The 13,373-nt window shown below is 54.4% G+C and carries 12 protein-coding genes; 2 read left to right on the top strand and 10 right to left on the bottom strand.

Annotated elements, in window-relative coordinates; genetic code table 11:
* Window positions 1-27 precede the first annotated feature (27 nt).
* Complete coding sequence (sufU, locus tag ACN08Y_RS07585; RefSeq protein ID WP_419112277.1) at window positions 28-486, top strand: Fe-S cluster assembly sulfur transfer protein SufU; 459 nt, start codon at window positions 28-30, stop codon at window positions 484-486.
* Between the two features lie 239 nt (window positions 487-725).
* A complete protein-coding gene (locus ACN08Y_RS07580) occupies window positions 726-1,154 on the top strand; it encodes an adenylyltransferase/cytidyltransferase family protein (protein ID WP_419099847.1) in 429 nt (142 codons plus the stop codon).
* 77 nt (window positions 1,155-1,231) lie between these two features.
* Here the strand turns inward: ACN08Y_RS07580 and ACN08Y_RS07575 are convergent, their stop codons facing one another.
* The 10 genes from ACN08Y_RS07575 to ACN08Y_RS07530 form a co-directional block, all read right to left on the bottom strand.
* Window positions 1,232-1,738, bottom strand: coding sequence for a DUF2505 domain-containing protein (locus ACN08Y_RS07575; protein WP_419099846.1), 507 nt, complete (start codon window positions 1,736-1,738; stop codon window positions 1,232-1,234).
* Between the two features lie 169 nt (window positions 1,739-1,907).
* Entirely contained in the window at window positions 1,908-2,483 is a 576-nt protein-coding gene (locus ACN08Y_RS07570) for a glycosyltransferase (protein ID WP_419099845.1), read from the bottom strand.
* 14 nt (window positions 2,484-2,497) lie between these two features.
* Window positions 2,498-2,947 carry a PssD/Cps14F family polysaccharide biosynthesis glycosyltransferase gene (gene pssD, locus ACN08Y_RS07565; protein ID WP_419099844.1) on the bottom strand — a complete coding sequence of 150 codons (450 nt, stop codon included), beginning with the start codon at window positions 2,945-2,947 and terminating at the stop codon, window positions 2,498-2,500.
* Between the two features lie 6 nt (window positions 2,948-2,953).
* Complete coding sequence (locus ACN08Y_RS07560; RefSeq protein ID WP_419112276.1) at window positions 2,954-4,162, bottom strand: YveK family protein; 1,209 nt, start codon at window positions 4,160-4,162, stop codon at window positions 2,954-2,956.
* 42 nt (window positions 4,163-4,204) lie between these two features.
* A complete protein-coding gene (locus tag ACN08Y_RS07555) occupies window positions 4,205-5,731 on the bottom strand; it encodes a lipopolysaccharide biosynthesis protein (RefSeq protein ID WP_419112275.1) in 1,527 nt (508 codons plus the stop codon).
* Window positions 5,731-7,020, bottom strand: coding sequence for an O-antigen ligase family protein (locus ACN08Y_RS07550; protein WP_419099841.1), 1,290 nt, complete (start codon window positions 7,018-7,020; stop codon window positions 5,731-5,733). The genes ACN08Y_RS07555 and ACN08Y_RS07550 overlap by 1 nt, the downstream gene beginning before the upstream one ends.
* 6 nt (window positions 7,021-7,026) lie before the next feature.
* On the bottom strand, window positions 7,027-7,950 hold the full coding sequence (locus ACN08Y_RS07545; protein WP_419104463.1) for a glycosyltransferase family 2 protein: 924 nt from the start codon (window positions 7,948-7,950) through the stop codon (window positions 7,027-7,029).
* A 5-nt stretch (window positions 7,951-7,955) separates the two neighbouring features.
* Window positions 7,956-8,624 carry a CDP-alcohol phosphatidyltransferase family protein gene (locus ACN08Y_RS07540; RefSeq protein ID WP_419112274.1) on the bottom strand — a complete coding sequence of 223 codons (669 nt, stop codon included), beginning with the start codon at window positions 8,622-8,624 and terminating at the stop codon, window positions 7,956-7,958.
* Window positions 8,625-9,104: 480 nt separating this feature from the next.
* Window positions 9,105-12,248 (bottom strand): fibrinogen-like YCDxxxxGGGW domain-containing protein, encoded by a 3,144-nt coding sequence (locus ACN08Y_RS07535; RefSeq protein WP_419112273.1) that lies wholly within the window; start codon window positions 12,246-12,248, stop codon window positions 9,105-9,107.
* Between the two features lie 5 nt (window positions 12,249-12,253).
* The gene (locus ACN08Y_RS07530) at window positions 12,254-12,850 is read right to left on the bottom strand and encodes a hypothetical protein (protein WP_419105008.1); all 597 of its coding nucleotides are present in this window, start codon (window positions 12,848-12,850) and stop codon (window positions 12,254-12,256) included.
* Between the last annotated feature and the right edge of the window lie 523 nt (window positions 12,851-13,373).

The following is a 13,373-nucleotide window of genomic DNA, read 5'->3' as shown; positions in this document are numbered from 1 at the left end:
ACCTACGACGAAAGAAGAGATACTGTAATGAGCGGCCTAGAACAGCTTTATCAGCAAATTATCCTTGAACATTCCAAACAGCGCAGCGGTGAGGGCCTGCTTGAACCGGCAGAAGGGGCACGGGTAGCCACCAACCACCAGTACAACCCAACCTGCGGTGACGAGATTAACCTGCGGATTATTCTTGATACCAACCAACCCCTTATCCAGTCGGTCTCCTGGGAAGGCGACGGCTGCTCAATCTCCATGGCGGCGGCTTCTGTGTTATCAGAGATGGCCCCTGGCATGACCGTAGAAGAGTTCCAAAAACTTGTTGATGACTTCCGCGAGATGCTCCGCTCACGCGGTCAGATTGAACCCGATGAGGAAGCGCTCGGCGACGCTGCAGCTTTTGCCGGTGTCTCCAAATTCGTGGCCCGCGTGAAATGCGCCATGCTTTCGTGGGTCGCGGCAGAAGAAGCCACCAAAGAAGCCGCTGCCCGCTAGGCCCCGGTATTACCTGCGGCTTAGCCCCTGACATAAGGCCCGTCCCGGCTATAGAAGATAGCTGATGGGGCGGGTCTTATTGCAGGTCACACCAGCCTCTTTCAGTGTGGGCTGTCCCCCAAAGAGCCGGTTCAAACGGCTACCAATAGCAGGTTAACTCCCGTAGTCTTAAGGACTGAAAATACACTAACATCCCGTTTTCGCACGCGGGTTCTTTCGCACTTTTCTTCAGGGGAACAATGAATATCGGTTACGCCGCTGGCGCCTTTGACCTCTTTCACGTAGGCCACCTCAACATCTTGCGTGAAGCAAAAAAGAACTGCGACTATCTGATTGCAGGAGTCGTCTCAGATGAAATGTTAGAGCTGACCAAGGGCCGACGCCCCATCGTGCCCTTGGCTGAGCGTATGGAAATCGTCTCTCACATTGATTTTGTCGATGAAGTTCGAGCAGAAACGGTAGAAGATAAGCTAGAGACCTGGGAACAGGTTCGCTTCAACACCTTCTTTAAAGGTGACGACTGGAAAGGTACTGCTCGTGGTAAGGAGTTAGAGCGCCGGTTTGCGGAGGTCGGTGTTCACGTAGTTTACTTCCCCTACACCGCTCACACCTCCAGCACTAAGTTACGCGCCGCCCTGAAGGCACTTTCTATGCCATCTGCGGCCTAAGTCCCATTGAAGCCAAGAAAAGAGGCGCCCTACCCGAACGGGTAGGGCGCCTCTTGAGCTTTATGGGGCTATCTGGCCTAGTAGTTGTTCTGAATGAACTCTTCTGCGCAGGAACCCAGAGCCGAGAACACGCGGCCAATCTGAGGCTCAGCTGCCGCCGCAATTTTCTTACCTACCAGCGGGATAGAGCACTTAACTTCGCCCTCAACATTAGCTACGGTCGTATCTCCCTGGGGGGTAAGGCTCTGGCTAGCTTTGCCGGTTACGGGAACACCCTTAACAGATACTTCTGAGACAACGGTGCGTGAACCATCAGCCGCGGGCGCAGAGACCTGATCGACCTGGGTCAGGGAGATGCCATGAGAAGCACCGGGGATCTTCTTGGCCATATCGGGCAGACGATCAGCAGGTACGGAACGAACAGTGGTGGTGGTAAAAGCTGCCGCAGGGTCACCCTGAAGCTGGAAAGACTCAAAAGTCACCCGTACCTTTTCACTTGCAAAACGGGCAAAGTTCTCGTCGGCAAAAGCACGTGCAACCAAATCGATGCCGGCGTTAATAGTGGTGGAGCTTTGAACAGCCATAGTGAAGCCTTTCAGGGCAAATAGTTTCTGTCCTGCCCCATTCTACGGGGTTAACATGTTTGAACACTGAGAAATGCGAGCCCTGCTCACTGATGGCTAAATCGTTGAGCCTAAGAGCAGATACCCACAGGCTTGTACCTTAATGCGCTAGCGGTAAGGGGGGGAAGACCTAGCTTGGCCTCCTGCACATTCCCAACAGAATCTGCCAGACCCTGCGAACAAACCCACTTGGCTGGCCACTACCAATGCGGCTAAAGGACTCCGTAAGATTATCGGCAGCCTTATCACTGCCGGGTACACGGTAGGTTCCTCGCAGAGAATCCGGGTCAGCGAAAGCTGCATCAAGCTTATTCAGGAGATCTTCTGCGCTGTTGACCACGATGGTCTCACCGTGTGTCTGCATCACACGAGAGAACTCAACCTGGTGATTATCAACTACCTCATCAAGTTCAGCAACACGGGGGACTGCCAGCGGAATCGCACCTACCTCACGAGCATCCAAAATTGACCCTGGCCCGCCCTGCACCAAGACCACCTTCGCAGAGCGGTAGAGTTCCAGTAGTTCAGCACGGGGCAAACGCTCAACAGCCTCAGCATGTTGAGGAGGAGCCGTGAAACCATGTTGAACAAGACAGCTCACCTGAGGGCGTGCCGCAAGATACTCATCCACCCAATGCACAAGACGGTCAAAATGGTGGTAATCAGTGCCCAGAGATACAACCAGATCATATTTTTTCTCGCTCAAAGCTACCTCCTCGCTCAGAGAATATGGCCGATATTGACGGCCTCAGGGAATATCTTTTTCTGCTCCTCCCACTGCACCACAAAAAGATCGCTCATGGGGTAGCAGATGCGGCCGGTGAGCGTTGGCATAGTAATACGGTCATAGCACTCAATAAAGACCGTTTTGATGCCAAGAAGCTTGGCGATAATAAAGAACGGAACGGCAACCGCAGCACCGGTTGAGATAACGGCATCGGGCCGCTCCTTGCGGAGTACCCGCCAGGCAACACCGATATTCCGGATTGCGTTAGGAATATTCCGGGTTGTCGGGAAGTGTACCCAGTAGGTGCGCTCGCCGTCTAAAGCGGCCTTAACTTCGGGTAGCTCAAAGGTTGCCCAGGCCCGATCGTGCTCTTTCCAGAACTTTTCAAGGGCTATAAGCTGAGCCAGATGGCCACCAGCACTTGCTGTTAGAAGGACCTTCATGGGTGATTATTTCTCGTGAGTATGCGTGTCAAAGTAAACAGGGATAACCTGGGTGGAGCTTGAGGGAGTGAGCTCACTAAACAGGCGTCGTACGCTCTTCACCGTGCTTTTGGGGGTAAAAGGCAGGAGTAGAACGCCACTCTGGTCAGCTGAAAGGAGGACCTTTGCAAGAGAGGCTGAGGCCGGAGTATCTACAATCAGCGGCTTGTTCTGCTTGATATGAGCCTTGAGCTGATTGTTGGTTAGAGAGTTGAAAACCGGAGCCTCGGTTACGACAAAATCGGGGTCAGAAATCCCCTTGATGAGAAAGGTAGTCAGCGCACCTGCCGCGCGAGGGGTAGGGGAGAAGACAGTAACACCATCAAAGTTAGCCTTCTTGAGATTGCCATCGGCAACATCCATTCGGCGGAGAAGCTGGGCAATAGATTCCTCTTCAGAACCACTCTTGATGATAGAGACGGGAGCCTGAGCAATTTCAGAGAGACGCTCGGGGTAGCCGAGAACCCTCGAAGTTCTATCCACGATGTAGGCTGCAAAAATTCCTAGGAGCAGGCCTACTCCTGCACCAATAAAGATGGTTTGCGCCAGAGTGAAATTTGATGGTCTGCTAGGGGCTTGGGCGCTTGAGATAATAGTGCCGGTATCTGTGGAGGTGGCCTCTAGGCTCAGGATAGCCTGGTTGACGATTCCTGAATCCATCCCCGCAGAGACAGCGTCGATATTTTTGCGGGTTTCTTCCCGGGTTGTCCGGATTGTATCTGATCTGTGTTTGAGGTAAGCGTGGGCTACAGTATTAGCGATCTCGGCTGATCTTTCAGGTGAATCCGAGCTGACCATAATATCGAGAATGGTGCTGTTGGAATGGCCTGCCACGCTGACCATATCTTTGAGGTCATCAGCATCTAAACCCAGCTGATTGGCAGCTGCCTCGAGTACAGTGCGGGAACCTGCAATAGCCTCTTCGGTATCCATGTCAATAGTGTTCAGGCTAGCACGGAGTCCCGATGCGCCGGAGCTGGGCTGGGTTACATTGATCACGGCTTTAGACTGGTATGAGTTAGGAAGGATAAGCCCTGCCACAGCGCCGAGCGCCGCGAAGATCATTAAACTGGTAAGCACCACAAAGCGGTGGCGCAGAACCCGCCGAGCTGCTGCTCCGAGCGATACGGGTGTGGCTTGCTGGTCCTTGGTTCTTAACCGTGATTGGCGTTCCATGAGTATGAGTCCTTCCCTAAAGATTAATCAAGATATTGTTGCCTAGCGGCTAAATTTGCGAGTGAGTGAGTTGATGACTTGCTCCAGGCCTACCTGATGTCGGAAACGGTAGATGAGAGCCACATAGAGCGGTACCACCGTACCTAGGTAGATGATGAGTCCTAAGAATTGGTTTCCCCAGATGAGGTGAACTCCCACGGCTCCAAGAGACGGAGTTCCAGCCGCAAGACCCATGACCGGGAGCAACTCGGAAGGGCGGGGCCTGATGCCGAGTTTTCCGTAGACCTGAACCGTGGCCAGCACACAGTCTGTGAGGACGGCTGAGGCCCAAGCGGTTGCTGCCCCAGCTAGCCCCCAGAGTGGAATCAGGGTGAGGTTGAGAGCGACTGCAACAGCTAGTGCGGAGAGCTTGTTGTAAAGTTGCCAGCGGCTACGCCCGCTCATGAGAAGTACACTCTGAACGCCACCGGCGGCCATCTGAACCAGCATGGCTACCCCGATGATCCAAAAGAGCGGTGCTCCCTCAACAAACCCGGAGCCAAAGAATCCCAGTAGCGCGGGGCCGAAGGCCGCCAAGGTGATGAAAAAAGGCCAACCAACAGCCACCAGAATCCGGGTTGCGGAGACAAAGATCTGGCGAGCTCTAATAAGGTCACCCCGAGCGATTGCTGAGGAGATCTCTGGCCCGGTGACCACGCGGGCGGTATGCTCAACCATTGCACCGACACGGACACAACGATTGACAGCGCCGTAGACGCCGCTGGCTGCCGGGCCTAAGAAGAGGCCGATGAGCAGGACATCAATCCATTCCAGGACCGCCTCGACCATGGCCGAGACACCGCGCGCTGAGCTGAAGGCCCAGAAACTTTTTGCGGTCTCGGGCGCAGTGACAGGTGTACTTGCCATGGCTTCAATAGCTAGATGCTTTGCTGGATAGCTGGGAAGATCTTCACCCTGAGGCATGTACTTGCGAACCCATAGCGCTGAAACTGCAAAGACAAGGAGCAGGGGGAGTGACCATGCCAGAGACAAAGAGAGAATGGCCCCCGAGATACTGACAGCGAGCAGAACAGCCAGAATACGAAGGGTAGGCAGGAGCGCGCTTTGGAGAAAGGTGAACTCTACGGTGTAGCCCAGTCCCCGGAGTGCCCCGAAGCACAGTGTCATCCAGGCCGCAACCAGAATAAAAGGTGCGCTGGCAAGGATAGCTGTACGGTTTTCAGTGCCCATATTGGGGGTCACAACCGGTAGCGCGATAAGGGTTGCCGCAATAAGAACCGTGAAAGCAATGAGGGTTGCGGGGCCAAAAGCATATCGTAAGAGCTTCGGTAGAAGGGAATACTGCCCCAGAGCTCGCTGTGCGCTCATGGCTCTTACAAGGCCGGTATCTGCACCAAAGACACAGAGCGAAGTCGCAATCGCAAAGAGTGCCATGACTTGAAAGAAGGAACCCGCACCGGCTTTACCTACACCATTTGACACTATAAGCGTAGCCACAAAGGCCGCAGCCGAACCGTACATGACGTACAGCGTTGAGAAAGCTCCACTTTTTGCAAGAGAACGAGCCATCAGAGGCCCTCCCCGTACATTCGAGATCTCATCATCATGGCTACCGTCAGCATAAGAACGGTGAGCTGAATGACGTCGAAGGAATAGAAGAAGACTACTGCTAGCGCTGCCACAATCACCGAGTGAACCCACATACCGGTCAGCGATGCAACGTTCCAGGTATTGATGAGGACTGAGACTACATAGAGTAGGAAGAGCCCCAGACCAACAAAACCAAAGCAGAACATGAGAGCCCATACCTGGCCCTGGGTGCCCATTGAAACACCCACGTTATCGGCCATCTTGGAGGTTCCATAGCCTACGAGTGGTGAACGCAAGGTGTACTCAAAAGTGAGCTCGTAGAGTGAGGCCCGACCACCGGTTGAGTTTGAATACTCCTGGCGGCCCAAGATTTCCTCAATAGCACCGGAAACCGTGAGGTAGGTGATGCCCCCAAGGAAGAGCACAAAGCCTATACCCAAAGCACGCCAGTCACCGCGAAGAAGCAAACGGAAGAGGACATAGGCAAAAGCTGCGCCCAGGCCAATGAACATACCTCGGTTTGAGGTTGCCACTGCTGGGACTAGCGAAACAACTACGGCAAGGACGAGAAGGATCTGGGTTTTACGTGAGTGAACCCCGGTAATCACAGCAAAAACAACGGGTGTGAGTAGCGCATAAGCTAAACCCCATGAGTTGGCGTAGGGGAAAGGCGCTGAGGGCCTGTTGTAGGGTACGTCGACTCCCCACGGGAGCTGAACTTCTGCCATGGGGGGGAGCACATAGGCTTTTACCAGGTCGTTATTGAGTAGCGAACCCGGCAAGACAAAACTCATGGGCGTTTGAAGCCTAAAGTTGGGGAAAGCTAGGGCGGCGTAGCCCAGGATAACGACCGTTGCCCATATAGTCAGCAGGCCGCCCAGCATGATGTGGTTAGGGATCCGTTCACGGGCATTAAAGAAATAGACCGTGTAGATACCCACATTAAAGATGTTCATGTAGCGCTGGAACCAGCCTAAAAACTCCGATCCTGTATTGATGGAGACAAGGCAGATAAGCCCCCAGAACATGAGAGCAAACCAGACCCACATGGTGGAATGAACCATCACGTGTCGGCGCATGACCATGAGAACAATCATGATCAAGGCTAGAACCGTTGGGGCGAACTGCATGAAACCCATAGCCCACACAAGGGGAAAGCCATAGAGCAGGATTAAAATGGGCCAGGCCGGGAGCGGTGCATCCACGGTAGGGGGCACCGCCGACAGAAATCGATTGTAGTGTGAGGTTGGGGAGAGTGGAACCGTCATGCGGACCTAGAGCCCTCTACCTGTTTTATTCACCAGGTTCAGTAGAAACTCGGGCTTGATGAGTCCCGCTGCAATACAGCGTGCGGCCCAGGCCCGAACCTGTAGGGGGTCGCGACGCAGTGCCGATCTTGCGTATGCCTGCGCGGATTTGCGGTTGCCCAGGGCAGCATGTGCAAAAGCGATCTGACCGGCGATTCTCGCGGTGCCTTTGGGCTGACGCTCAAACTCGGGGTACTTCTGGAGAATATAGGTAAGACCATCGACCATTGACTGCCAGCGCCCCGCAAAGAAGGAGGGGCGATCCCAGAGTATGAGCGCGCCGGGCTTCTGAATTGAGTAAATATCACCGCAACGGGTTGCCCGCAGGAGCAGATCGTAGTCTTCACCATAGGCAGCGGGGAGCTTTTCATCAACCAGCCCAATACGCCCGCCAGGAACTAGGTCATCACGCTTAAAGAGCGTGGTGCAGGGATTAATCTCGGTGATGCGAGAGCGCAGGAAGTCGTCGAATCTTGCAAGCGCAGGAGCAAGACGTTCGATCTCCTTACCTTCAGAACGAATGACGATGCCAGATGAAATGGCGATAGCCTCCGGGTGCTCTTTCCAGAGTTTGATCTGTTCAGAGATACGGGTGGGGTACCAATAATCATCATCGTCGCAGAAGCCAACACATTCACCGCTGGCCTCAACCACACCGGTGTTCCGTCCGCCGGCAAGACCCTTCGAATGTGAGTTAACAATGGTCTTAAGAGAGCGGTTGGGCGGTACCGTCATATCGGATAGATCATCGATATCAACGTAGTCAAACACAACGATAACCTCGATGTGACCGGTGTAGTCCTGGTCAAACATGGATTGAACGGTCTGTCGCAACAGCTGGGGGCGTGCCCCTGCGGTTGCAATAAGTGCTGAAATTTTAACGTCGGACATGGGACCTATGCTCCTTGAGGTGTACTGAGTGACAGGAACTTACGGCGCATGGAGAGAAGAACCGTTGCTGCGTTTGAGAGGAAGAGGAGGCCGTAGGCAATGAGGAAGCCCCAGCACGTTCCCCAGAGAATAAAGACCCAGCAGAAAGTACCGGAATCCATATGTAGATTGATGAAAGAGCGAAGACTTCCCCCCGAGGGTGGCTCCTGCCTAGCGTGCTTTTTACGGAGCTGCTCTGCCAGAATCTGGCTCATGAAGTGGCCGGTCATCAGAACCGAAAAAGCCAGGGGTAGCCACCAGAGCTGCCAGCCTGTCACAGGCCAGCTGCCGGGGTACTTGATGAAGCCGATCAGGATGGTCAGGTGCATGGCGGGGGTACGCATAGCATCAACGACGTGATCTAGCCATTCCCCGGCGGGGGAGGATTTGCCTGTCACGCGGGCAACCTGGCCATCAGCGGAGTCGAGCGCGTAGCCCAGGGCAAAGAGGAAAGCTGCAAGCGCGCCCACAGCCAAAGAGGGCTGGGCAGTCAGCAAGAGAAGCATGGCTAGCAGCGAGGTGAGGGCGCTGATAGCGGTGACGCCGTTTGGGGTAATACCACACTTAACGGCAGCGGCTGCAAAGATGCGTGCGACCCGACGATTAACCCAGCGGGTGTAAGCAGGTACGCCCACCCCGGGCTTCTGCGCTGCATTCAAATGTGAAAGTGTTTCCCTGAACCGGCATTTGGTGCCAGAGGAAGAAGAGGTCATAGCCATGCCCTGGAAGTCCCTAGTAAAGTGCGAGCAGATAAGTGCGGTGTGCGGACCGCTTGTTAGCCCCTGAGTCGGCCTATCATTGCTTTACCCCTCAGGTGTAGGGAAAGGTAGATGCCGCTCAAGGGTGGGGGGTATATCCCTCAATTTTAGGTCAGAGTAGGTTCAAACAGTAGCCGACCTTCTTGGGACAAGCCCCATATTTATAAGGACTTGTCCCTATCATTTGTCAGCTAAACGGTGGACGAAAGGATCCCCTGTCTTCATAAGCCGCCGCTAAACATGTAGAAGACCCAGAGCTTAATCTTTTACCGGGCTGTATACGAATATAGAAAATCCTGCTCATCAAAGGGAAAACTTTGGGGGAGCAGGATTTTCTATTCTTTGCCCGAGCAGCCTCTAGCGTGTTACCAGAGTTGCATCCATATCGAAGGTGGTAGGTTCGCCACGACGGTAGGAATGAACCTCAACCGCGATGACGTTCTTACCATCTTTGAGATCCTTAGACGGAATGGTGATAGTAAGCGGGTTAGCTTTTGCATCAGCATAAGAAACTCGTGCAAGAGCAGCCGTCCTGGGGTAGGCATTGGCAGGGAGGTTCTGACGGGCCACTTCCTTGCCATTGACATAGATAGCGATGCCATCATCAGCGTAGGTAGTCAGGACCAGCTCCTGGTTAGGAGCGGGGTTCAAGGTGAACTCCTTACGCAAGAAGAAGGACGAGGGCTGGGTGAAGAAGTTGAAGGTCAGCTGGGTCTTCAGGCTACCTTCACCCCAACCGATTGAAGTTGGTGCCGTGTACCACTGCCAGGCGGTGTTGTACCTGTAATTGGTATCGCGCCAGCTACGGTCAAAGTCACTGAAGAGGTGAAAAGCTACCCGCCAGTCATCTCCAGAGGCAATGATTCTTTGGTCGGCTGGTTTCTCCGGCTCAACCGGTTCCACCGGGTCAGCTGGAGCCGGATTATCTTCAACATCGGGTTGTTCTGGGTCAGCGGGAGTGTCCTCCCCAATGGGGGGAGCCACTGGGTCAGCTCCATCGGCGGGCTGATCAGGGTCCTGCCCGGGCTCCGGCTGATCCGGTGGGGTAAGCGGATCCTCGCCTGGTCCTGGTTCCACAGGTGGGCTTACCGGGGCCTTGGTGGGTTGGGGCAGGTCTGGGGGAGTCACCGGGGACTCCTCAGCGGGTGGGGTAGTGGGCTCCGCTGGTGGGGCCTTGACTTCTGCCAGGGCAACAGGGGTTGTCTCAGAGTAGTTGCCTACGTTATCGACTGAGCGTACAAAGTAGCGCGCATCATCTGTGTGAGCAACCGAGTAAGAGGTGCCCTGAGTGACTGTAGCAATCACGCGATCGTTGCGCAGTACCTGGTAATCGGTGCGGCCAGCAGTGTTGCTGTCCCAGGTGAGCTGGTCGTTAGTTCCGTCTGAGGTGACCTGCAGGTTGCTAGGTGCAGCAGCTGCAGTAACATCCTGGGGAGTAAAGCGAGCGAAGCCCACCGTTGCTTGGGTACCGTTTGCGCCTCGGGAACGGGTGATATCCCCACCCACCCATAGGACACCGGTGGAATCGAGGAAGGAGGCCCAAACGCCATACCCTCTTGCCCCGGCAAGATCGGGTGCGAACTCTGGTAGCAGGTGACCAGACTGGGCATCAAAGGCGGCGATTAGCCGGATCCGGTGGATATTAGAGGAGGTTTCCCAAGGGGTGCTGTACTGCTGGCCTCCCTGATAAATCCAGTCACCACAGTGACAGGAGCCGTAGATAACGTTAGCCTGCGGGTCAAAGCTCAGATCTTGGAAGTCTCCACCCTTTTTGGCGATAGAGGATGAGCGTCGAGAAAGATCGGACTTATCGTATTGGGCAATGAGGTGCTCAGCACCACCGGCCCAGATGGAGTCCCCTACATCCTGAACATCAAACTGGAAGCCGTCGCTGGGGTAGGGGTTATCTGCCCGGTGGGACAAGGCCCAATTCCAGCTTTTAGCCAGCGTGCCCTCGGTGGTTTTTAGGTAGGCCAGCTTTCGAGAGGGCTGGCCGCTGACTGTGGTGAAGTAGCCAGCAAGGGCTACCCCGTCATCGCTGGCTGAGATGCCGTTAACGGTGCCGTTAGTGGCAGGGCGCCAGCTAATATCAACTGTCCCGTCGCTCAAGGAGAACCTGGCGGCGTTACGAGAGTATGCGTAGCTGAGGCGGTTGGCACCCTTGACGTGAGTGAAAGAACCACCGATGTAAACATAATCGCCGTGAACTTCAATGGTTTTGACTACGGGAACTCCGGAGGCCAGCCTATTTTCAATATCCCAGTCTAGGGAGGTATCTGTTTGACCTGTAACCGGGTCTAAAATGACAAACCCGTTGGCTGGTTTTCCGTTGACTCGGCTGAACTCGCCACCTACGGCCAGCAGGTTATTGGGCAGGGCCGCCAAAGACTTGATTTGCCCGTTGAAGGTGGGGGTGAAGGTGCGGACTAATTCGGCTGTGTTGACGTCGTAGCCCGCTATGAAAGCCTGGTTAACGGTTTCGCCGTTGGCGCTGACAACATTCTTGAAGTCCCCTCCGGTAAAGACAGTGTTGCCGACCTGAGCAATGGCCTGGACTCGGGTGTTGAGTTCAGAGACAACACCGGTTCCTGAGTCTTCGGAGGTTCGCCAACGCATAGAAGCCGTGTAGCTGTTGGGCAGTTGACGGTTGGTCTCAGCGGGTAATCCGCTATCACCGATGGCCTTAAAACCCGCCGTGTTCTGAGTAATTCGGGGGCGGATAAAGACCTGGGTGAAGGCTATGGGCGGGGTGCCGTAGCTCGGTGACCAGAGGTAGGAGGTGGCTGATGAGCTACCCCACACACCGGCCTTGTAGGCAAAACCATTCTTCCACCCATAGGTTTTAGAGGTGGTGAAATCAAGAGTGTTGAAAGAACCCCAACTGCCTACGCTACCTAGTGAGGCAGGTGTGCTGTAGTTAGAACTGGTGAAGGGGGGATTCTCAAAACGAATGTCTGACCAGTTGGCTGTGGCGCGTAGGGCCCAACTCCACTTTTCTGTCTGTGATCGTTTGGCGTAGGTATTCTGCCAGCTACGACCATTCATGTCTGCTGCGCGACGGAAGCGGATTCCATCCTGTAAAGAATCAACTCTTTGTCCATTGAGAAGTTGATCCACTTTTTCTGATGAGAGCTGGACGGGGGTGAAGGCAGTTGAGCCTTCAGGCTGAGTATAGAGCTCAGAGGCATCGCCGCGACCGTAGTAGTCCTCAGCCCAGCCTTCTCGTCCTCGGCCGATGAGAACCCAGCCGCCGCCGTCTGTTTCCTGGTCACAGTAAAATTTTTCTGGGGCGTCCATGGAGGGGGTATAGAGCCAGTAGGTTCCTGACTTTGCTGTGGGGTCGTTTTGTTTGACCTCCCAGCAGGAGGCAGCGGCGGTTTCCGAAGACAGGCCGTTAGGGGCAAAATCATTGGTGGCTGTTGCTCCGGGGAGTAGGGAGACACCTAGGCCTAAGGCAAGAGCTCCTACTGAGATCTTGGTGATGAGTGATGGTTTTTTCATGTCTGTTAGCAATCTGCGTTATTGGGGAAATCTTGGGAGGCTATTTTCCAAGTCCCTTTGTCTTCGATTAGGGTAAAGATGTTCAGGGAGCGTGTGGCCTGGGCCGAGTTCATGAGGTTTCCGGAGGAGTCAAATACTTTGACTTGGGATGAATCAAGGCAGACTTCGAGAATCTTTGCTTTCTGGCCCTGATATTCGCCGTCGGCAATTTTGGGTGTACCGATGACCTTGGAGCTACCTTCTACATGCCAGCCACTCATTGCGTATTCGGTGGCAGTGGCAATGTACTGGTCGAGGGCGCTACCGGTGGTGATGGTTTCTAGCTGCGACATGGTTTCAGGAGAGACATAGGAGCTAGGCTCGGCCAGGGCCTTGTCGTCCTGTGCGGTTGAACCCTCGGGAGAGAGCTCTTCTGCTCCTGACACATCAAGGGGCGGGACCTTGGAGAGAGTCTCCTCAACCTGGTTGTAGAGCTCTTCGGTTTTCTTTACCTCGTCTGCATCCGACTTCGCTTCAGTGGCCTGGGCTAGAGCACTTGCTGCCTGGTTATTTTCGGGCAGAGCATCTTCCGAGCTATTTGAGCTAGCAGATGGCTGTGCCAAAGCAGAAGCGCTCCCGGGTGCGCTTGTAGCATTTCCTGAGGCCTTGGTGGCAGATGCCGTAGCTGAACTGCTGCCTGAAGTTTCAGGGGTGGTCATTGACCCGCAGGCCGTCAATCCCAAACTGGCTGCTAATGATACGGTGAGGGCTATAGTCCGAAAGGGAGATATAGCGGGGAAAAAGGATAGAGAGGTCCCTAATGTGTTCATGTAGTCCCTTAAGATGGTGCGAAATAAGCTAGCGCCCCCGGGACTTGTGCGAGAAGATTTATAGGAAACCGGAGGTGAGCTAGACACTTCAATTTTATCGGTATAACCCCTGTAAAAAATCAGGTTACTTGGTAGTAACTTGTGGGGACAAGGCAATAAATTCCTCACCAGGGAATCTATCTAAAGTATGTCAATGCTGGGGATAAAATCCCCAAATGTGGGGGCAAGAGTTACTGCCTGCTAAGACCCCTTCAATGGCCCACATCACCCTACCTTGGCAGGGGGCCGCCTATGGGATAATGGGGGCTGCACTAGA

Origin of the sequence: Rothia sp. P5764 (assembly GCF_048512965.1) — a bacterium.
GTDB lineage: Bacteria > Actinomycetota > Actinomycetes > Actinomycetales > Micrococcaceae > Rothia.
Note: the sequence above shows the minus strand (reverse complement) of the source record. Positions and strands in the feature narration are given on the sequence as shown.